The sequence below is a fragment of the Spongiimicrobium sp. 3-5 genome (assembly GCF_046557915.1).
GTDB lineage: Bacteria > Bacteroidota > Bacteroidia > Flavobacteriales > Flavobacteriaceae > JBHEBG01.
Genome location: NZ_JBHEBG010000006.1, coordinates 1 through 21,295, shown reverse-complemented (window position 1 = coordinate 21,295; position 21,295 = coordinate 1). Strand labels below are relative to the sequence as shown.

Annotated in this window: 16 protein-coding genes; 5 read left to right on the top strand and 11 right to left on the bottom strand. The window is 37.8% G+C overall.

Annotated elements, in window-relative coordinates; genetic code table 11:
• Positions 1-49: 49 nt before the first annotated feature.
• The 8 genes from ACEQ81_RS17135 to ACEQ81_RS17100 form a co-directional block, all read right to left on the bottom strand.
• The gene (locus tag ACEQ81_RS17135) at positions 50-1,024 is read right to left on the bottom strand and encodes a glycosyltransferase family 2 protein (protein WP_411032150.1); all 975 of its coding nucleotides are present in this window, start codon (positions 1,022-1,024) and stop codon (positions 50-52) included.
• Entirely contained in the window at positions 1,024-2,553 is a 1,530-nt protein-coding gene (locus tag ACEQ81_RS17130) for a lipopolysaccharide biosynthesis protein (RefSeq protein ID WP_411032149.1), read from the bottom strand. Before ACEQ81_RS17130 ends, ACEQ81_RS17135 begins: the two co-directional genes overlap by 1 nt.
• Positions 2,554-2,645: 92 nt before the next feature.
• Positions 2,646-3,929: a nucleotide sugar dehydrogenase gene (locus ACEQ81_RS17125; protein ID WP_411032148.1), complete on the bottom strand. Its 1,284-nt coding sequence runs from the start codon at positions 3,927-3,929 to the stop codon at positions 2,646-2,648.
• A gap of 7 nt (positions 3,930-3,936) precedes the next feature.
• A complete protein-coding gene (locus ACEQ81_RS17120; RefSeq protein WP_411032147.1) occupies positions 3,937-5,265 on the bottom strand; it encodes a UDP-glucose dehydrogenase family protein in 1,329 nt (442 codons plus the stop codon).
• A gap of 7 nt (positions 5,266-5,272) precedes the next feature.
• The gene (locus tag ACEQ81_RS17115; RefSeq protein ID WP_411032146.1) at positions 5,273-6,271 is read right to left on the bottom strand and encodes an SDR family oxidoreductase; all 999 of its coding nucleotides are present in this window, start codon (positions 6,269-6,271) and stop codon (positions 5,273-5,275) included.
• 170 nt (positions 6,272-6,441) lie between these two features.
• Positions 6,442-8,103, bottom strand: a complete 1,662-nt coding sequence (locus ACEQ81_RS17110; protein WP_411032145.1) for a hypothetical protein — start codon at positions 8,101-8,103, stop codon at positions 6,442-6,444.
• 215 nt (positions 8,104-8,318) lie between these two features.
• Positions 8,319-9,350, bottom strand: coding sequence for an NAD-dependent epimerase (locus ACEQ81_RS17105; protein ID WP_411032144.1), 1,032 nt, complete (start codon positions 9,348-9,350; stop codon positions 8,319-8,321).
• 281 nt (positions 9,351-9,631) lie between these two features.
• Positions 9,632-11,140 carry a hypothetical protein gene (locus tag ACEQ81_RS17100; RefSeq protein ID WP_411032143.1) on the bottom strand — a complete coding sequence of 503 codons (1,509 nt, stop codon included), beginning with the start codon at positions 11,138-11,140 and terminating at the stop codon, positions 9,632-9,634.
• Between the two features lie 243 nt (positions 11,141-11,383).
• Between ACEQ81_RS17100 and ACEQ81_RS17095 the strand changes: the two genes are divergently transcribed.
• Positions 11,384-11,539, top strand: a complete 156-nt coding sequence (locus ACEQ81_RS17095) for a hypothetical protein (RefSeq protein WP_411032142.1) — start codon at positions 11,384-11,386, stop codon at positions 11,537-11,539.
• A gap of 150 nt (positions 11,540-11,689) precedes the next feature.
• On the opposite strand, the gene ACEQ81_RS17090 is transcribed toward ACEQ81_RS17095, so the two are convergent.
• From ACEQ81_RS17090 to ACEQ81_RS17080, 3 genes are read right to left on the bottom strand one after another with little or no spacing between them, the layout of a single operon-like run.
• Positions 11,690-12,280, bottom strand: coding sequence for a sugar transferase (locus ACEQ81_RS17090; RefSeq protein WP_411032141.1), 591 nt, complete (start codon positions 12,278-12,280; stop codon positions 11,690-11,692).
• Positions 12,277-13,485, bottom strand: a complete 1,209-nt coding sequence (locus ACEQ81_RS17085) for a DegT/DnrJ/EryC1/StrS family aminotransferase (protein WP_411032140.1) — start codon at positions 13,483-13,485, stop codon at positions 12,277-12,279. Before ACEQ81_RS17085 ends, ACEQ81_RS17090 begins: the two co-directional genes overlap by 4 nt.
• Positions 13,482-14,573, bottom strand: a complete 1,092-nt coding sequence (locus ACEQ81_RS17080) for a glycosyltransferase (protein WP_411032139.1) — start codon at positions 14,571-14,573, stop codon at positions 13,482-13,484. Before ACEQ81_RS17080 ends, ACEQ81_RS17085 begins: the two co-directional genes overlap by 4 nt.
• Positions 14,574-15,317: 744 nt before the next feature.
• On the opposite strand from ACEQ81_RS17080, the gene ACEQ81_RS17075 reads away from it, so the two are divergent.
• From ACEQ81_RS17075 to ACEQ81_RS17060, 4 genes are all read left to right on the top strand, one after another.
• The gene (locus ACEQ81_RS17075; protein ID WP_411032138.1) at positions 15,318-17,282 is read left to right on the top strand and encodes a polysaccharide biosynthesis protein; all 1,965 of its coding nucleotides are present in this window, start codon (positions 15,318-15,320) and stop codon (positions 17,280-17,282) included.
• A 31-nt stretch (positions 17,283-17,313) separates the two neighbouring features.
• Complete coding sequence (locus ACEQ81_RS17070) at positions 17,314-18,096, top strand: polysaccharide biosynthesis/export family protein (RefSeq protein ID WP_411032137.1); 783 nt, start codon at positions 17,314-17,316, stop codon at positions 18,094-18,096.
• 20 nt (positions 18,097-18,116) lie between these two features.
• Positions 18,117-20,525, top strand: coding sequence for a GumC family protein (locus ACEQ81_RS17065; RefSeq protein WP_411032136.1), 2,409 nt, complete (start codon positions 18,117-18,119; stop codon positions 20,523-20,525).
• 345 nt (positions 20,526-20,870) lie between these two features.
• On the top strand, positions 20,871-21,295 hold a 425-nt coding region (locus ACEQ81_RS17060; protein ID WP_411032135.1), incomplete at its 3' end, for a hypothetical protein.

Genomic DNA, 21,295 nt, shown 5'->3' with positions numbered 1-21,295 from the left:
CTTTAACAGATTTCAATGTTTACATTAAAGGTTAAAATTGATATTGTTATCAATTGCCCACAAATTTATCGGTCAGCCTAGATTTCGTTGTATAAAGGAAGGCATACATTTTTAAGGGAATTGTATTCAGTATACTATAACGCAGGTTAATATAGCCTGTTGTCTTAAGGTTTTTACGAATCAAATTATGCATTTTCATGAGTTCGATATTTTTTGGGTCTAGATCCTTGTTTTTCATTAAGGAATGAAAGTGAAACAGGAGTCCATCTAAAAAATTTTTACTCAATAAAAATGTAGTGGTCTCATTGTTGGAATTTTTCATTAGGTTTTCCATAGCCTGATGGGAGACCCAAAACCCTTCAAGTTTTTTTTGGTCATAGGCGCTTCGTATTATACTTTCACCCTCTTGGGAATAAACGTATAGTGCTTTGGGTACAAAACCTATTTTGTCTATTTTTTTCCAAACTTCTGAAGTGAAAAGGGTGTCTTCATATATTTTCCCTTTTATAAAACGGATGTCCTTAATCAACTCAAGTTCATAGAGTTTGTTCATCACATTATAGAATCCAGGTTTGTCTATCCTCTTTACTGCCTCATCGAAAGTTTGCTCATATACATCGTCCGACTTTTGGTCATAATATATATTTTCTCCTTTCCTATAGCTACATTCCACTACCTTTACCTTGTATTTAATCATCGTATCTAACATGATTTCGTACATTTTTGGAAGCAGGTAATCATCACTATCCACAAACCCGATATAAACACCGGTGGCCAAATCCACCCCATTGTTCCTTGCCATGCTTAAACCCTGATTCTCTTGATGCAAAACCTTTACTCTTGAATCCTTTGCTAAAAATTCATCGCATATTTGCCCACAATTATCGGGAGATCCATCATTAACCAATATTATTTCCAAGTTTTTATATGTTTGGTTCAAGACACTTTCCACGCATTTACGGAGGTATTGTTCCACTTTATATACTGGGATGATAACCGATATTTTTGGAAGGATATTTTCCATTATTGTTGTTTTTTAGTAATTCTGTTATATAAGTCCTTAAAACCTTTCCCAAAAATGAACATAACGGGAGTGAGGAGAGCAAATATCAAAAGGTTGAGCTTAAGGGCATAAACCAACCATTCCCAATAGTCCGCAGGAGTAGTTTGAAAAAATATTCCTTTTAAATAACTAATTGCAAAAGCGGGGACGATGAAAGATAATATTAGTTTTAGGAAATGTGGCCAAAATTTAATCAGTACACTTTTATTGAATCCAGAAGTGTAAAGATAATAGGGCTTCCATAATAATAATATACTTGTAACACTAATACTTGTCCCAAAAATAATTCCCTTAATCCCCCAAATTTTACCAAAGATTATTGAGATTATCAGATTCAAAACAATTTCTACGATAGGAGCCCAAGTGTCCTTATATAAGCCATAGGCATGGATAAAAGTATCTATGGGTAGCCGTGCTACTAAAATAAAATAATTGAAGGTCATTACTAATATAATGTCATTGTCCAATATGTATTTATCTCCTACCCAAATAGCGACAAAGCTATGTACCAGATAATAAAGATTCAATGAGGTAACACCGGCAATGAAGAAGCGGAGCGTCATCATTTCCCAAAACACTTTTTCAATTTGTTTTTGATTGTTTTCAGCGATAAGATTTCCTACACCTGCATTAATTCCGGAAAACAATTTTCCAATTACGTTTTGCAGCATAGTGAATATCAGATTGTAATTACCAAAGAAAGCTACACTCTGAATATTTACCAGCGAAAAAATCAATATTTGATCTGTTCCGTATGTGATAAAAGAAGCAACCTTATGAACAAAAACCTGCTTCACGGTCTTGATAACCCCTTTAAGCTCCCGTAGCACATCTTTGGTAGTTTTTTGGCTTACAACTAACCATGGATATTGTTGCTTTATTTTATAGCGTATTATTAAGCTATAGATTAACGAGAAAAACAATTCCAAGCTAATCCATAAATATAGGTTTGCATAGTAGTAGGCAATGGCCGATTGAATTAGCAGCCTTATGATATGGGTGGATTGTAAATAGGATGTAATAACATATTCTTTCTGATCGGCTTGTAGCAAACTTTGATGAAAGTTCATTAAATAGCCTAACAAGGAGGAGATTAGAAAGGCATAAAAACAATACAATATAAGTACGAGGGAAAAGTTTGTACCGGAGAAAAAATAACCAAAGAAAAGCGAACAGATAACGCCAACGACAAACACTAACAGCGCCACCCTTTTATATAGATAGCCAAGCAAAGCTATTATCTTGTTAATAGCTGCCTTATCATTGTTATAGATTGGTTTGTATAATGAAAAGCCAATGGCCGTACCGATACCGAGTTCTGCAAGGTTAAGAAACCCTAGTATACTTTGGAGAGTCCCCACCAAACCTACAAATTCGTCACCTAAGTAGTCTAGAAAGATTTTTCTACTAAGGAAGCCCGCTAAGGTATATAAAAGGTAAAAAAAAAGGTTTACCTTAATATTTACCACTATCTTTTTTACTCTAGACATAACTTTTTATAGAATGGTATTGGCTACGGGGGAACGTTCCAATTTTAAATCTTCCGATAATGGACGCTTATTTTAAATGGGGAACCTACAACCTAAAGACGTCCGTGTGTATCTTCTTTATCTAGGATTCCTTTTACATCGTATAAAATCCCATTATCCTTCAACAAACCATTAAAGTCTAGCCCAAGAAATTCCTTATGGGCCACACAGAGGACTATGCTTTCGAATTTTTCATTTGGCAGTTGTCTGGTGGTGGTTAAATCATACTCGTGCTTTACTTCCACAGGATTAGCCCACGGATCATAAACGGTAACATCAACGCCGAAATCCTGAAAGTGATTTATAACATCAACGGCCCTGGTATTTCTTACGTCCGGACAGTTTTCCTTAAAGGTAATTCCCAGGACCAGGATTTTTGCACTTTTAATCCTAAGATCGTTTTTTAGCATAAGTTTTATGACTTCTGTGGCAACATGTTCGCCCATACTATCGTTCAATCTACGGCCCGCCAATATAATTTCTGGATGATAACCAAACTCTTGGGCCCTTTGGGCCAAATAGTAGGGATCTACCCCAATACAATGCCCACCCACCAATCCGGGTTTAAAAGGCAAAAAGTTCCATTTAGTTCCTGCTGCCTCCAAGACATCATGGGTGTCTATATCCATAAGATTAAAAATCTTGGCCAGCTCGTTTACAAAAGCAATGTTTATATCTCTCTGTGAGTTTTCAATAACCTTGGCAGCTTCAGCTACTTTGATCGTAGGTGCTAGATGCGTTCCTGCGGTAATCACAGATTTATAAAGCGCATCTACTTTTTCACCTATTTCGGGTGTAGATCCCGAAGTAACTTTTAAAATCTTCTCTACGGTATGTTCCTTGTCACCTGGATTAATTCGCTCGGGAGAATATCCCGCAAAAAAATCGTTATTAAACTTTAACCCACTTATTTTTTCTAGGACAGGGATACATTCACCCTCAGTTACGCCCGGATACACAGTAGACTCATAGATGACCACATCTCCCTTTTTCAATACTTTCCCCACGGTCTCACTAGATTTAAACAAAGGTGTTAGGTCTGGTCTGTTGTTTTTATCTACCGGGGTAGGTACGGTTATCACAAAATAGTTGCATGCCTTTAGATCATCTATTTGGTCCGTACAGAACAAACCTTGCTCCATGGTATTTTCTTTTAACAATACCTCCTGTAACTCCTGATCATTAACTTCTAACGTACTATCTTTTCCTGATCGTAGCTCACTTATGCGATTTATATTGATATCAAAACCAATTACAGGATATTTAGTTGCAAATAACCTTGCCAGTGGCAGGCCAACATATCCTAATCCAATTACTGCTATTTTGGTTGAATCCATTTATATATTACTTTTTTCCTATTTGGAAATATTCAAATCCTCTTTTTGCCATAGACTTATCATTATATTGATTACGTCCATCAAAAACTATGGGCTGATTCAGCTGAACCTTTAACTCTTCAAAATCAGGGGATCTAAATTCTTTCCATTCTGTAAGTAAGATCATGGCATCCGCGTTTTGGAGTGTTTCATATTTTGAATTAAAATAGCTTACTCCTTCAACATCTTTTAAATAGAAGTGTTGGGCTTCATCCATTGCCTTTGGGTCATAGGCATTTATCTTTGCACCTCTTTTTGCCAGTTCCTTAATAACATATATGGCCGGGGCCTCTCTCATATCGTCTGTTTCGGGCTTAAAGGCAAGCCCCCAAATGGCAAATGTCTTTCCTGTTAAATCATCTCCAAACCGATTTATTACCTTATTGGCGATTACCAATTTCTGTCTGTCATTTACATCTTCTACCGATGTTATCAAATTGGCGGTGTAGCCATGTTCTTCTGCGGTTTTCTTTAGGGCTTTCACGTCTTTTGGGAAACAAGAACCACCATAGCCACTGCCTGGGTAAATAAAACTGTATCCAATTCTGCTATCAGAACCAATTCCTATTCTCACCTTGTTTACATCGGCACCTACCAATTCGCAAATATTCGCAATTTCGTTCATGAATGAAATTTTGGTGGCCAACATAGCATTAGCTACGTACTTGGTCATTTCAGCCGACCTAACATCCATGGTAATCAGTCTGTCCATACTACTCCTAAAAAAAGGGGCGTATAAGGCTCTCATCTTTTCTGTAGCTTCCTCATTATCGGATCCAATGACAACCCTATCTGGTTTCATAAAGTCGTTTATGGCATCTCCTTCCTTCAAAAATTCCGGATTGGAAACAACACTAAAATCTATGGCTACTTTACGTTTGTCCAGTTCTTCCTGAATGGTTGCCTGAACCTTGTCTGCCGTTCCAACGGGCACCGTGGATTTATCAACGATTATAAGCGGATGTTTCATATTTTGCCCTATTTCCTTGGCAACTTGCAATACGTATTGCAGATCTGCCGATCCATCATCCCCCATAGGAGTACCCACAGCAATAAAAGCGATATCGCATTTTTCTAAATTACTTTTAAGGCTAGTACTAAAGGCAATGGTTTTATTATCAACATTACGTTTTACCATGGCTTCCAACCCTGGTTCGTATATAGGAATAACACCATTTTTTAGGTTCGCTATTTTTTTCTCATCTACATCGATACAGCATACCGTGTTTCCCATCTCGGCAAAACAAGTACCGCTTACGAGTCCTACGTAGCCCGTACCAATAACAGTTAAATTCATATTTGGCTTATTTTAAATTTTCCCAGTACCACCGTACTGCTTGCTTTAATCCTTTTTGTATATCAAATTGTGGGTCGTACCCTAATAATTTTTTTGCCTTATCTATGGATGCAAGGGAGTGCGGTACATCCCCTTGTCTAGTTGGCCCATATTTGGCATTCACATCGGCTATTTTGGCATCAAATTCGCTAAGAAACTCCTTCAATAGGGCAACTAGTTGGTTTAAATCGGTGCGCTCTCCAAAGGCCACATTGTAAACGGTATTTACGGCCTCTTTATTATCCGTTACAATCGCTTTGATATTCATTTGGATAACGTTGTCAATGTATGTAAAATCTCTGGAGAAACTACCATCTCCATTGATTACCGGAGAGGTATGCTCCATTAATTGCAATACAAATTTCGGAATAACGGCGGCATAGGCACCATTGGGGTCTTGTTTTCTTCCAAAGACATTGAAATAGCGTAGGCCCACTGTTTCCAAGCCGTAGGTGTTATTAAAGATATCTGCGTAAAGTTCATTGACATATTTGGTTATGGCATAGGGCGATAACGGTTTTCCTATAATGTCTTCTATTTTAGGCATATTCTTAGAATCACCATAGGTAGAGGAACTGGCTGCATATACAAAACGTTTTACCTTGGCATCTCTTGCAGCTACAAGCATATTAAGAAAGCCAGATACATTTACATCATTACTGGTTATAGGATCATTTATGGATCTTGGAACTGACCCTAGAGCGGCTTGATGTAGTACATAGTCTACATCCTTACATGCTTGCTGACAGGTATCCAAATCTCTGATATCTCCTTCAATAAGGGAAAATCGAGAATTGGAAGACAAAGGAGCAATGTTCTCGCGCTTTCCTGTTGCAAAATTGTCCAAACAAGTTACAGAATTACCGTTATTCAGAAGAAATTCGCATAAATTGGAGCCAATAAATCCGGCACCACCGGTTACTAATATATGATAAGATGGATCAAGGTCAAAACTGGTCGAATTCATTTTGTTTTTAGTATTGAAGTTGCAAAGATGAACAAAAGAAGCATAAACTGTTTATATATTATTTTAAAAGATAATTAAATCCGATAAAACCCATCCTTAATATTTAATTGGTGTTGATTTAGAGTAATTAAACGCTTACTAGCTTGATTGCGAGGTGTTTTTTGTACATTTTATTTACGTCGTTTGATAACCGCATCAATTACCGTTAGTTTGCCTTTATGGTTTAGGGTGTGGGTTGAAACTAGATCTTTTTCCCAATTGGGGAAAATAGATTGTACCTGTCTTTCTTTATATTCCGATTCGTTGAGCGTTACTATTTCCCTCAACTGCATTCCGTATCCATAATGTTTGGAACAGTTTTGTGCAGGTCTGAATATTTTACCGTTGTGTTCAAAGATATTTCCGGCAGGTCTGGCATATTTTACGTCCGAAACAATCGGATTGGTCGGATGCGAAACCCAATTTCCATTTAACAAACTGTCCGAGTGAAAAAGAAAAAGTTCGTCCCAAGTAGATGCGCCTGGGTTTTCTTGTATATTAACGAACATCCAATACTTGCCATCATGTTTAAATATTGTGGCGTCAACAGCCTTTATATTGTCCATTACAATTTCTTGAAGTTCCCATTTCAGGGGGAAATCTATACATTTGTAGAGTTCAATTGTTCCGTTTTGTTTTGTTTCCGGGAGCATATAAAGTTCTCCTTCATCTTCTAATAAAAAGGGGTAGGACAGGTGGTAGTCTTTTTCCAGAACCGACTGTGCAGGGCCATATTTCCCGTCTTCATCCATTTCTATTACGGAAATGGTCCCTCTGTTATTTTTGTATATCAATTCTTCAAGAAAGATATAATACTTACCGTCCTTAAACCAAACGAAAGGATCTGCCCAGAACCTGTCTTTTGGAGGTAAAATTCTGGTGAATTTAACGAACGATTTGGAAATTTTATGTTCACTGTTTATGGCGAAAAGTAGAATCCATTGCTGAAAGTTAAACAAACCACTGACCTTAAGTTTGACCCGAGTCCAAAAATTACCCCAAAGAATTTTGAGCAATTCCCAGTTTCTGGGCCCTGCATAAAGCCTATTGTAATAGAAAAATGGCGTTGCGTTTACGGCATTTACTTTTTCAAAAAAAACATCGGCACCCAAACGATGCATTTCCTCCAGTTTTCTGGGAATTAATGAAAGTGCCTTCCAATAATAGTTATTACGGTTTCTATGAATACCATATTTATCGGTACATGAATAAGATTTGGCCAACTGAAGATCTCCTTCCTTGTCATTGGTAAGGATCTGTAGGGTTACCCCGGTTTCATCCCAATACTCCAAAAATTCCCATACTCCGGGAAGTCCACCTCTATTTACATCATAGTCACCATAATAATAAGACCAGACACCGTGTTTGGCACTATTTAGGACGTCACCTGCGAGTGTTCCAAAACCCAATTTGAGTAATACGTCTATATGATGCGATTTTATTTTTTCAATATCATCGGAGTTCAATTGCTCCTCTCCGTTAGACTCCAAAGTGCTAACAACCATTTCCGGACCCGGAACCAAATCCTTAAAGTTTCTATTTTTAAAGGCATCAGGGTGGAGCGCATATCGTTGTAGATCAAATCGCATGTACAGTTTAAACAGGATTCCTTTCCATTCTTTAAAAAAACGTTTCAAGAATGGTGCCTTTTGCTGTGTAGATTGAACTTTTCTAACTACCAAACTAATTTCGGCGTAGTCGGATTTAATTATTCTATCGAGCATCAAATATGCCCAACATGGTATGGTAAGATCGTCCACTAACAGGCCAATGCGCAGTTTTTCTTTTTTCATGTGGGGTTTTAAGGTGATGTTGTATTGAAGATTATCTTTTGGATTAGATTAAAAACACCAATATGCTTATATATGAACAAATTAACAGAATTCTTTTTTCTTCGTAGATTAAAAACTGGGAACAACGTAAAAATTGGACAAATAGACAAAATACATGGTTTTATGCACTAAATATGGCGTATTTAGTTTTACTTTTTCAGGCTGTAAAACACAATTTAGCTTATATTATAGTAGTCTTTGTACCAATCAATAAATTCCGAAACTCCTTTTTTTATAGGCGTATTGGGCCGGTAATCGTAATCTTTTATAAGGTCGTCCACGTTTGCCCAGGTCCTTTCCACATCTCCAGGTTGCATTGGCAACAATTCCCGTTTAGCGGTTATTCCCAAATTTTGCTCTATGGCATCTATAAAATCTAAAAGTTTTACAGAGTTGTTATTACCTATATTATAAATGCTATATTTTGCCTTATTTTTTTCGTCTTGGCCCCGTTCTCCTTCCAAGATTCTTACAACACCTTCCGTTATATCGTCGATATAGGTAAAATCCCTTTCCATTTTGCCATTGTTGAAGACTTTGATAGGATTGCCTTTGACCATGGCATCGGTAAATAGGAACATGGCCATATCCGGTCTTCCCCATGGGCCATAGACTGTAAAAAACCTAAGCCCCGTTGTAGGGAAACCATAGAGGTGGCTGTAAGTATGTGCCATTAACTCATTACTTTTTTTGGTAGCTGCGTACAGGCTAACTGGATGATCCACGGTATCTGTTGTTTCAAAGGGTATTTTTTCGTTCAATCCATAAACACTGGAACTACTGGCGTACACCAAATGTTTAATGTCATAATTCCTGCAGCATTCCAGAATATTTAAGAACCCCACAACATTACTGTCTATATAAGCTTCTGGGTTTTCCAGGCTGTATCTTACCCCGGCCTGGGCTGCCAGATTACATACTACATCAAATTTTTCTGTCTTAAAAAGTTGGGGCAACGCCTCCCGATCTTCTAGCGGTGATCTAATAAATTTAAAAGAATTGGGAAAGATGGTACTTTCAGAAATTGTGTTATATATTTCCGCTTTTTCTTTGGAAATGCCCAATTTGGCCAAGCGATCAAATTTAAGATTTGGATCATAATAGTCGTTAATGTTGTCCAAGCCAACGACGTTATGGCCATTATGTATGAGTTTCTTCGCCACATAGAACCCAATAAAGCCGGCAGCACCTGTTACCAATACTTTCATAATAGATGTATTATTTGGAGTGCAAATATCATAATTGCATTTTGGTTAATTCCTTTTTTTTGGGAAAATTTGGTAAAAGGGACGATTGTGTCGTTTAAATAAAAATGTAGGGCTTATATCTATTGGACTAAAGATGAAAAAAATGGTAACAGCAATAATCGAGAAATAGCCGAGGTAAAAATAATCAGCGCCCTGCTCCAATTGGAGCAGGGCGCTGAATTTATAAGAGACTTAAGATTTGGTTCTTGTGAAAATTACTTTATAAGAAGTTATCTTATTTTTTACAGTGAACTATTCGTTTTCTGTACTGCCAAGTTGTGTAAAAACTCTTCCAAATTTGTATATCCATCATTATTGCGGTCTTGGTTACCATCGCTAGAATTATTTGGGTCTAGATTTGCAGATATTTCCCAAGAGTCAGAAATTCCATCACCATCAGAATCAACATAGGGGGTCCCAGAATTTAAATTAGGATACCCACCAACTTGGCTTGGGTCATCGATGATGTTTCCAGAACCACTGTAAATTTCACTAATAACACGGTTATCAACGTCATCTCTAATGAAAGCACCGGCTATTGTGGTTACGTCTTTCAACAATGTGCTACTGCTTTTTGTAGCAGTAGACATTAATGGGAAATCGTAGGCATCTGCCTTTTGACTATTTGTAGACATCTTTTCGGAGCCTTGCAAAGCATTCCCAACGGCATCCCATTCTGCATCAGAACTGCTAGGTCTAAAATCACTGATGTTTCCTCTTACATATACTTTTGCGCTATTATCCACTAGTATAGGATACCTGTTGGTCTTGGTGTCCGGGCCTGCAATATGATAGTTATTGATTAGGTTGGCCCTAATGTCATTACCTTCTTCCAATACTGTTCCAAACTCTCCGTAGTTATAGTAAACGTTGTTTACAATTTCAAAACTGCTACCTGTGTTACCACCACCACCTATTAACGGATTTCTTTGGTTATTGTGGGCAAATATAGAGTTGTATATAGTTATTTCACTAGAACCATATCCAATGAGCATTCCCATACTATGTCCGCTTTCTCCATGGGATGCGTCCATTAAGGCTTCAGAGAAAATACAATTTTGAAAAGTAATACGGGAAGATCCAGCGGGGTTTGCCAGTTCATCTGTTGACCAAGAAAAAGAACAATGGTCAAAAATAATATCGCTACCAGAGGTCATTGTTAGATTATCTCCTGATGTTTCTCCACTTCTTCCTCTTCCAGAACGCACACGTATTCCGCGAACGATTATGTTATTGGAGGTAACCCAGAAAGCAGGCTGATCCATACTACTACTCCTTCTTATGGTAATTCCGTCACCTGGGGCAGTCTGCCCGGCGATAGTGATGTCACCATTGTCTATATCCAAGGTGCTGTTCAAAGTGATATAACCCGCTACTTTAAAAACAACGGTTCTTGGGCCACTGGCGTTTATCGCTGAACGTAAACTTCCACTTCCGCTATCATTTAAATTGGTAACTTCTATAACGGTACCACCTCGTCCACCGGTAGCGTATCTGGCAAAACCTTCCGCTCCGGGGAAAGCTTTTAGCTCACTATCTATTGGAGAGTCATCTGCGGCAATGGGTTCTTCCTCTTGTTGTGGATTAGTTGGATCATCACTTTGAGGGTCACGATCTTGTTGCTCCACAGATTTTCCTTCTTCCGAAACATATTCATTAAATAGGTCGGAATCTTTGCTGCAGGAAAAATTAAAACATAGGACAATAATAAATGCTAGCACATTCATACTAATGGGGATGGGGATTTTCATAATTAGGCTAAGTGTTTAAAAGACGAATTGATTTTTTCAAATTTTGGGTTTTATAAAAATATTTAATAATTCAGTGCAATCGATGAAAACAACCATTTTTTCGATGAAATACACTAAACTTGAAACTATCTTACGTTTGGTTTTTCTTGTTTGGATTTTTAGTTTGCCTTTATTCGATGAAATACAGTTTTTTTTAAGACTTTTTAAGATTTCCGAAAAATCCAAGGATTAATTAACCCATTCATGGGTACCCGAAGATTTGGCGGATTTTCTATTTTAAAGGACTGGAGTTGGAGAGATTTAGAATGTCATTATAATTTTGAGGGTAACGAAAAAAAAGTGTTGGCCACCTACCACATAAGTTGTAGTAAAGAGGATATCAAGAGAGCGCTGATATGAATTCTGGCTAGGTGTTTTCGAAAAGGGATACATCCCTTCGCATGGCCCCGTAAAAATTACGTTCCTATACCAGAGTAGCCAGGTCGGGAAATGAGAAAATGTTAAATGAGAGGGAAACGGTAATTACGCAATGAAGGTTTTAATGGTCCATTAATCCCTTAAGATGGTCTTAAAGGTATTCATGATTATTACGAAGTCCTTCAAAAGACTTCTTTCTTGAACATACTTTTTGTTGAGATTTAGTTTAGAAGGCAATATTTCTGAAATGTACATTTTTTCCGGATCTTGTGCTCCCTTTAAAAGTTCATTCTCGTTTCTAAAATGAATTGATGCGTAGTCTGTAATACCAGGTTTTACGGAGAGTACTTCTTGGTAAGCTTCGGCATATAGATCTACATACTTCCTAACTTCCGGTCTAGGGCCTACCAGGCTCATCTGCCCAAAAAAAACGTTGAACAATTGAGGTAGTTCGTCCAATTTATATTTTCTTAAATAATAACCGATCTTGGTAACACGATTATCCCGGTCTCCTACCGTTAACAAACCTTTTTTATCGGAACCCGTGTACATGGTTCGGAACTTAAGAATTTTAAAATCCTTTCCATTTTTTCCTACCCTTGTCTGTTTGTAAAAAATTGGTCCCTTGGAGCCTACTTTAATTAAAAAAGATACAAGTAATAGAATTGGGGAGAGTACAAGCAACCCTATTCCGGAGAAAATAATGTCCAATACCCTTTTCATGAGATTACTTTTTCAACGGACTTGGCAACGGTTGCGGTTATAAAATTAATTTCATCAGTACCCAATTGAGGGTATATCGGTAAGGAGATCTCATTCTTATATTGGTCATACGCCATTGGGTAGTCCGATATTTTATACCCCATCCCTTTAAAAAGACTTAGCAAGGGTAGCGGTTGAAAATGCACATTTACGGCTACCTCCTCCTCAGAGATCAATTCAATTATTCGGTCTCTTTGCGCTTCGGTGGCCCCTTTAATTCGAAGCGGATATAAATGACATGAAGATGCCGTCTCGCCACTTTTATACGATGGCATTAGTGCCCATTCATAATTAGAAAAGAACTTGTGGTATGTTTCAAAAATGGATACCCTTTTAGGAAGCACCTTGGAAGCATAGACCTCCATTTGCCCCACACCTATGGCAGCTAAAACATCGGGCATATTAATTTTAAGTCCAGGGTAGACGATATCATACCGCCAGGCACCTGGCTTGTTTTTAGAAAAGGCATCTTTGGTTTGGCCGTTTAATGAATAGCACCTTAACATATTGTACAAGTCGGCATTGTTAAAGGGATGTGGAAGGTTTAAACAAATGGCCCCACCTTCTGCGGTGGTAACGTTTTTAACGGCATGTAACGAAAATATAGTAACATCTGTCAAGGTTCCCGTTTGTTTACCTTTATATGTAGCACCAAGCGAATGGGCTGCATCGGAAATAACCAAAATACGCCCTAAAGCCTTTTGCACATCCGTATCTGCTGAATACAAATGTTTTTTGTCTGCAACCAGTCTGTTGATTTCATCGTAATCACAGGGCCATCCGGCAATGTCTACGGGCATAATGGCCTTGGTGTTTTTTGTTATTGCTTTTTCGATAGCGTTTACCGAAATGTTAAAATCTTTCGAGACATCTACAATAACCGGTGTAGCGCCCGCATGCATAACGGCCAAAGCTGTTGCCGAATACGTATAGGCAGGTATTATTACTTCGTCATTAGGTTGAACCCCAAGCCACTTTAACATTAGAATAGCACCAGAAGTCCACGAATTAACGCATAGTACATTAGGTGTATCGGTGAATTCCGCAATTTGCTCCTCCAGTAATTTCACCTTGGGTCCTGTAGTTATCCAACCAGAGTCTAACGAACTTAAAACTTCTTCTTTTACGTTGTCGTTAATATACGGAGGGGAGAATGCTATCTTCATAGTATTGCTTTATATAAGGTTACATAATTTTTGCTAATTACTTCCATACTATACTGCTTTACATTGAGTAAGGCATTTTTGGACAATCTGTCCGCCAGATCTTGGTCTTCAGCCAGATCAATGATTGCCTGCGCCAAATCGGATGCATTTTTCGGAGGTACTATTAATGCTTCCTTCTGATGCCTTGCAATATCCGTAACACCCGGAACATTGGTGGTAACCAGGGGAAGGCCCACTGCCGAAGCTTCTAAAAGTACCCTGGCGAAACCTTCTCTGTAAAAAGTGGGCAAAACAAAAATATCGGATGCCAAAAGCAAAGCATCTACATCGTTTCTAGTGCCCAACCAAGATACGTACTTTTCATATTGGCCAATTATACCCTCGTTTAATTTCTCCGAATTTTCTTCGAGAGGACCTACCAATAAAAACTTAAACGCATGTCCTCGTTCTGCGCATATTTTAGCCGCTTCCATATAATAGGTTATTCCTTTCTCATAAATCAATCTCGATACGCAAATTACGGAAAACGGATCTGCCTTTCTTGGGGCTATGGTTGTAATTTTATTTAAATCGATACCACTACCATAAATCATGGAATATGTGGTTGGTTTAATGAGTTTGTTCCTCATAAACAGATCCCTGTCATCTTTGTTTTGAAATGTGGTATGCGACACCTTATTTCTAACAATAAAGTGAAGAAATAAATAGAGCCAGCGAAGAGGTTTACTCTTTAAATCCTTGGAGACAAATACTTTGCCCAGACCTGTTATGGTCCTAACAATGTTCACCTTTATTCCGAACATGGCGAACGGAAATAAGAAGGCAGGCTTGGTATCAAAGGTTTGTACTATATCGAAGCCGTTCTCCCTTACAATTTTTCTATACTCTAAAACAGTCTTGAAATCCGATACCGGGTTTAAGCCTCTGTTCAATTTATACTTTATAAATGTAATTCCTTCTGGATAATCGTAGTCTTTTGTACCAAGAATGGTAACTTTGAAATTGTTGTTTATAAGATATTTTGATAATTCTATTCTCTTATGGGCATCTTCCCCACCAACAAGGCAAATACTAATCGATTCTCCCATTCTATATAAAGAAGTTTTTTTGCACGGCAAAGATCGTACTAAAATATCATGATGGATAAAAAAATATGTGGTTTTAGGCGAATGCGTTGGATTATCGGATAAAAGACATTTCCGCACGTAATTTTGATCGGCTGTTGGCAGTTGAATATTCTATATCACTTTATTTGCTGATTACTAGGAACTAGTTTGTTGCGTAAAGTATCAGTTAGACTTTGTACAAATTTAAAATGTGCATTAATATGTTGAAAACTTAGATATCAAAAACCATAAAGCAGCCAAATCGTAGTATACTTTTACCTTTGGAAATGGAAAGGTCCATTTTAGGTATTATAGCAATAATTTAAATCAGAGTTTTATTTACAGGGCATGGTTAAACGTCTTTTGGAGCATGGTCTCCTGAGGCCTGTCTAACCAACAATTAAGAATGCACTTTAACTGCAAGTTATTTGCCGGTGTGTGTGCTAAATATGTAATTATTAACAGGAATACGGAAAAATGCTACCGGTTGGGAGTTTCGTATTTCAGTAATCTCATCGATTAAAGGTAACCTAAAAACGAAGTTTGTCTGATAATTATAAATATGATTTGTTTTGGCCAAATAGGGGAAATCCTTCGTTCGCCGATTATTTTAATTCCTTAAACGAAATCTGGTCGCTTTATAATAACAACGGGTTGCGTATTGGGTATATTAGCTTTCCCTTAGCTTACTCGATGTACATTAAGGCAGAATTAAACTACTAATAGATGATACAAAATTACTTGACCAACAATCTTCATAGGTATGCGTCCAAGTGGCTTGTCTTAGGAATTGACCTTGTTCTGGTAGCTTTCAGCTTCATATTTTCCTATTTTGTGAGGTTCAATTTGACTTTCGATTTTGAGATAGACAAATTATTTCTGCAATTACCCGTAGTGGTTTTTATCAGTCTTATGGCATTCCTGGTATTGGGATCTTATAAAGGGGTGGTAAGGCATACGGGGTTACGTGATGTGTATAATATTTTTAATGCCATATGTCTTTCCAGTGTAGTGACCATTTTAGTAGTATTGGTTAACAAACAGCAGTATTTTATAGACCAATTTACCATTCCTCTCTCCATTATAGTCATACATAGCATGCTAAGTTTTATGGCCTTAACCGCATCTAGGTATGTTTTTAAGACAGTTTATGCCAACTTTGCCAAAAAGTACACGGCTACTAAGAACGTGTTGATTTATGGTGCAGGTGAATCTGGTATTCTTACCCACAATGCGCTTACCAATCATTCCAAGAGTAACGCCCGGGTCGTTGGCTACATAGATAACAACAATCTTAAGGTTGGGAAGAGTATCAATGGCGTAATGGTTTTCAGCAATAAGGTTTTAACCGAGCAGTTTATACTTCAAAAAGACATTTCAGAAGTAATTTTTTCCATTCAGGATATTGACTCTGTCAAATTAAGGGAACTCGTCGGAAGTTTGGTTGATTACCCTGTGCAGGTTAAGATTGTACCACCAGTTGAAAAGTGGATCAATGGGGAATTAAAACTATCCCAGATAAAACAAGTCCAAATTGAAGATTTGCTCAATAGGGAACCTATCACTATTAAAAAATCGAAAATTTCGTCAGAACTTAAGGGCAAAAAGGTTTTGGTTACAGGAGGAGCCGGATCTATAGGAAGCGAGTTGTCTAGGCAAATAGCCAACTACGATTATGATGCCCTTATTATTATAGATCAGGCAGAATCTGCCCTTTACGATCTTCAACAAGAGTTAAAGCAGATTGGACATCATAATTTTGTTCCCATTGTAGGAGATATTAGGGATAAGAATAGGATGAACAATATTTTTTCGGAACATAAACCCGATATTGTATTTCATGCTGCAGCCTATAAGCATGTACCCCTTATGGAATACAATGCATATGAAGCCATAAAAATTAATATTGCCGGGACCAAGGCCATAGCAGATCTTTCCATTCAGCACAATGTGGACAAATTTATCTTCGTTTCTACAGATAAAGCGGTTAACCCTACCAATGTAATGGGTGCCTCCAAAAGAATAGCAGAAATGTATGTTAGCTGTGTGCAACAGCAACGCAAAACCAAGTTTATAACAACCAGATTTGGTAACGTTCTAGGATCTAATGGATCCGTAATTCCTTTGTTTAAGAAGCAAATAGATAAAGGGGGCCCATTAACGGTAACGCATAAAGAGGTAACTAGATATTTTATGACCATTCCCGAGGCATCTCAACTGGTATTGGAAGCTGGTGCAATGGGAGAAGGTGGTGAGATTTTTATATTCGATATGGGACTGTCCGTTAGAATATTCGACCTCGCCAAGAACATGATCAAGCTTTCGGGACTTAAATATCCCGAAGATATCGATATTAAAATTACAGGGTTACGGCCTGGTGAAAAGTTATACGAAGAATTACTGGCCAACGGAGAGAATACGATGCCCACGTATCATAAAAAAATTATGATTAGTAAGGTAAGGGAATTGGATTATCAGGAGGTGCATAGAAAAATTGACGAACTTTGCGTCACCAATATGTTTTTTGATGGTAATATCATTAAACTTATGAAGAAAATTGTACCCGAATATGTTTCCAAGAATTCGGAATTATGTAAGTTAGACGAGGCAGCTGAACAAAAGTCTTCAAAGGGTAAGAACAACGATTCCCAAGACAACGATAAAACTGAAACTAAAGTTCTCCAAACATAAATTTATTCTAATTAAAAAACCCACCTTAATTATGTTCAATAAAAGCAATACTATTGGTTTATTTCCAATATCGATGATTGTGCTTGTTTTCGTTTTAATTTCTTCTTGCGCAAGCAAAAAGGAAGTCGTTTATTTTCAAGATGCCGGTAACTTTGAAACTTTAGTGAATGATAATGCATTCGTCCCAAAATTTAAGGTAGATGATGTGCTAAGTATTTATGTGTCTACTTTGGATGCAGAGGCAAGTGCTCCCTTCAATCTTTTTAGGGGAAATGGACAAAATGGTCTTCTTCCCGAACAAGTGGACTATTTAATTGACAAGGATGGAGAAATAGATTTTCCGGTAATCGGAAAAGTGAAAATTGCAGGATTATCTCCCGAAGAAGTACGTGTATTGCTAAGGGAAAAACTGACAGACTATTTAAAGGAACCTATTATAAATATACGACTACGGAATTTTACAGTCACTGTTTTAGGTGAAGTTAATAGACCTGGAACCTATCAGGTAAACGGTGAGCAAATTACCGTATTGGAGGCCTTGGGACTTGCAGGTGATATGAGTATAAAAGGAATGCGAGAAAATGTACTCGTTATCCGAGATTTTGATGGAACCAAGGTGTATAACCGAATAGATCTCACTAGTAAGCGTGCCATGAAGTCTCCGGTTTATTACCTTACCCAAAACGATGTGGTATATGTTGAACCCAACCAATCGGCAATTACAGCATCAAGCCTAGATAATAGGGCAACAATAGCCCTTTCCATAGCATCGATAATAATTACCTCTACAGTAATTGTACTTACAAGGAATTAGTAAAAACCCCAACATTTGAAATGAGCAAAATTTCCGGTAGTTCGTTAACAGGTGACATCAGTTTAAAAGAATTGATAACCAGCTATACAAAACAATGGAAGTGGTTTGTAATATCCATTTTAATTGCTTTGGTTTTAGCATTTTTAAAGATTAGGTATTCCACCCCGGAATATGCTGCGAAAGCCAAAATTCAGGTTATTGAAGAAAAAGGATCTAGTCCGGAACTTGGGGTATTTCAAGATTTAAAAATTTTCTCTGGAGGAAAGAATAAGGTAGAGGATGAAATTGAAATAATAAACTCCAGATCAAACCACATAGAAGTGGTAAAGACATTGGGTATTAACGTTAAGGTGATTGCCCTGGGAAATATATTGGACTCCGAGGTATATCATAGAAGTCCTGTTAATATTATTTTTAATGTGCCCGACTCAATTATTCATAGATCAAAATTTGAGTTTTTCATAGACCTGTCTACCAATACAACTTTTGGATACACCGAAAAAGAAGATAAGCCGGTAAGGGTGTTTTCTTTCGGTAAAAATATTCCTTCACCGGTAGGGGATATTGTAATTACCCCTAATTTACAGCATCTTAAAAGTTATGATGGTGGCCGCTTTATGGTTAAAATAGAACCCATTGAACTTGTTGCCCAGCACTATCAGAAAAAGACAATCGTTACAGCGGCCGCGGAATTTTCTAATATCGTAAACATTACACTGAACGACCCAATTCAGCAAAAAGCATTGGATATCCTAAACTCTTTAGTTACCATCTATAACAGGAATGCCATTGAGGATAAGAAGGCTATAGCCGATAAAACCTCGGACTTTATAAATGATAGGATTGCCGATATTTATACCAACCTGTCTACCGTAGATCAAAGTGCGGAGGATTTTAAAACCGGCAGAGGTATAACGGATATTGCATCGGAAGCTAATATTAACCTCAATGTGGGTGTAGCAAATAGGCAAGAGCTCTTGAATACCACTACCCAATTAAATATTGCGTCTTCCATGAAAGATATAGTGGATTCACAAGACGGCTATGATGTTCTCCCATCCAACATTGGATTAACAGACGCCTCTATAGCTACCACAACGGCTAAATATAATCAGTTGGTGCTGGAGCGGAAACGTCTTCTCAAAAGCTCTAATGAGAAGAACCCCATAATTGTAAATTTGGATCAACAACTTTCAGGTTTAAAAAGGAGCATGCAATCTAGTCTGAACAGCATGACCAATAATTTGAACCTGCAGGTAAACAGTCTTAGCAGTCAGGTTTCCCAGATAAACTCAAGAATTTACTCGGCCCCAAAAAATCAAAGGGCGTTACGAGATATTACCAGACAGCAGCAAACTACGGAATCGCTTTATCTATATTTATTGCAAAAACGCGAAGAATCCCAAATAGCCTATGCTTCCGCCTCACCAAAATCCAAGGTAGTCGATAGTGCTTACAACGCATCAGCTACGCCGGTATCCCCTAAAAAAGCAATAATTTATTTAGCTTCCATAATTTTGGGATTGGCCCTACCTTTTTCGGTAATTTATGTTGGACAATTGCTTGATAATAAAATTCACAATAAAACGGGTCTCGAAAAACTTGTTAAGAATATTCCTGTACTTGCAGAGCTTCCTAAACTATCCAAGAAAGAAAGTAAATTAATTTTAAAAGACGATCGTTCTGTTTTGGCAGAGTCCTTGCGCATACTAAGAACCAATTTGGATTATCTTATGAAATCCAAAAATTCTAAAGGAAAGAACAATTTAATTTTTATAACATCGAGTGTATCGGGTGAAGGTAAAACTTTTTTATCTTCCAATCTCTCTATGGTTTTGGCCAGCACTAACAAAAAAGTATTGTTGATTGGAGCAGATATCCGAAACCCTAAACTATATACGTTTTTCTCTAACAAGAACATAGATAAGTTTGGAACCAATTACCCAGGGAAAGATAGAAAAAGCTCGGCGGTAAGAAGTTTGGATGCCGGACTTACCGAGTACTTATATGATCATACAATTTCTGCGGCAGACATTACCAATTCTATGTTGGTACACAATAGTACCATCGATGTTATTTACTCTGGTAAGATACCACCTAACCCTGCAGAACTGTTGATGGGAGGAAGGGTTAAGGAATTGTTGGATGAGGTATCGGAGAAGTACGACTACGTCATAGTTGATACAGCGCCACTTATGGTGGTTACGGATACCTTACTAATAAGCAACTATGCAGATCATATTATCTATGTAACCAGAGCGGGCGTTACCGAAACCAAAGTAATCGAGTTCCCGCTCAAACTTAAAAAAGAGGGAAAACTAAATGGACTTTGCTTTGTAGTCAACGATGTTAAGGAATATGATTTGGGCTACGGGGGTAAATACGGTTACGGATATGGGAAAACCATAAAAAAATGGTGGAAATTTTAGGATTATTATTGTTGTAATGCCCTTAATTTTCGAAGGTTTTTTCTTGTTAAATAGTATTAGATATTTAAAACTTTTATGCCATTCGTAAGTAACGTATTTCAATCTAATTTTTTAGTTGTCCTTAGTAGTCAGGTGTTGTTAGAAACTCCCGTAATTTAAGGAGATTTGCCTGTCGATAAAAGGTTAGTTTATTGCAGTACAAAGGATTATGTTTTACGCTTCATCGAGTAAATTGAAAGCTTAATCGATTATAACTGTTTTGATATTTAAAAGAGCTGGTTTCATCATATTTTTGATTTAATATTTAGAGAACACTTTGTTGAATTTTTGGATAACCCCTAGGCTATGGAAAATAATTACCTCACGCGTTTTTTCTTACTGATCATCATATTCTTTTCCGGTGTTTCCGGAGCATATTGCCAAGACCCTTCCCAGGACGGTCAATGGAGCGATCCCATCGGATTCGGGATAGTTCCTGTCGCTGTTGCGAACCTTCCCGACGGACGGCTCATCACGTGGTCCTCTCAGTTTCGCGACACTTGGATTGGTGGCGGTGATGGCGCTACTTTCACGGAGATATTCGATCCCTTTCAGGGCAGCGACGGTGCCGCGCTGGGGGAGTTCACCAGCAATACGGACCACGATATGTTCTGTCCTGGGATCAACAACCTTGCTGACGGCAGGATACTTTCGGCTGGAGGGACCTCGAGCCAAAAGACGAGCATCTACGATCCTTCGACGGGGCTATGGAGCGTGGCTTCTGAGATGAA

Coding starts and splice junctions, on each gene's coding strand:
- ACEQ81_RS17080 (WP_411032139.1), bottom strand. CDS start 14,573: ATGGGAGAATCGATTAGTATTTGCCTTGTTGGTGGGGAAGATGCCCAT.
- ACEQ81_RS17095 (WP_411032142.1), top strand. CDS start 11,384: ATGGGTACCCGAAGATTTGGCGGATTTTCTATTTTAAAGGACTGGAGT.
- ACEQ81_RS17130 (WP_411032149.1), bottom strand. CDS start 2,553: ATGTCTAGAGTAAAAAAGATAGTGGTAAATATTAAGGTAAACCTTTTT.
- ACEQ81_RS17070 (WP_411032137.1), top strand. CDS start 17,314: ATGTTCAATAAAAGCAATACTATTGGTTTATTTCCAATATCGATGATT.
- ACEQ81_RS17120 (WP_411032147.1), bottom strand. CDS start 5,265: ATGAATTTAACTGTTATTGGTACGGGCTACGTAGGACTCGTAAGCGGT.
- ACEQ81_RS17100 (WP_411032143.1), bottom strand. CDS start 11,140: ATGAAAATCCCCATCCCCATTAGTATGAATGTGCTAGCATTTATTATT.
- ACEQ81_RS17115 (WP_411032146.1), bottom strand. CDS start 6,271: ATGAATTCGACCAGTTTTGACCTTGATCCATCTTATCATATATTAGTA.
- ACEQ81_RS17065 (WP_411032136.1), top strand. CDS start 18,117: ATGAGCAAAATTTCCGGTAGTTCGTTAACAGGTGACATCAGTTTAAAA.
- ACEQ81_RS17075 (WP_411032138.1), top strand. CDS start 15,318: ATGATACAAAATTACTTGACCAACAATCTTCATAGGTATGCGTCCAAG.
- ACEQ81_RS17110 (WP_411032145.1), bottom strand. CDS start 8,103: ATGAAAAAAGAAAAACTGCGCATTGGCCTGTTAGTGGACGATCTTACC.
- ACEQ81_RS17090 (WP_411032141.1), bottom strand. CDS start 12,280: ATGAAAAGGGTATTGGACATTATTTTCTCCGGAATAGGGTTGCTTGTA.
- ACEQ81_RS17125 (WP_411032148.1), bottom strand. CDS start 3,929: ATGGATTCAACCAAAATAGCAGTAATTGGATTAGGATATGTTGGCCTG.
- ACEQ81_RS17085 (WP_411032140.1), bottom strand. CDS start 13,485: ATGAAGATAGCATTCTCCCCTCCGTATATTAACGACAACGTAAAAGAA.
- ACEQ81_RS17135 (WP_411032150.1), bottom strand. CDS start 1,024: ATGGAAAATATCCTTCCAAAAATATCGGTTATCATCCCAGTATATAAA.
- ACEQ81_RS17105 (WP_411032144.1), bottom strand. CDS start 9,350: ATGAAAGTATTGGTAACAGGTGCTGCCGGCTTTATTGGGTTCTATGTG.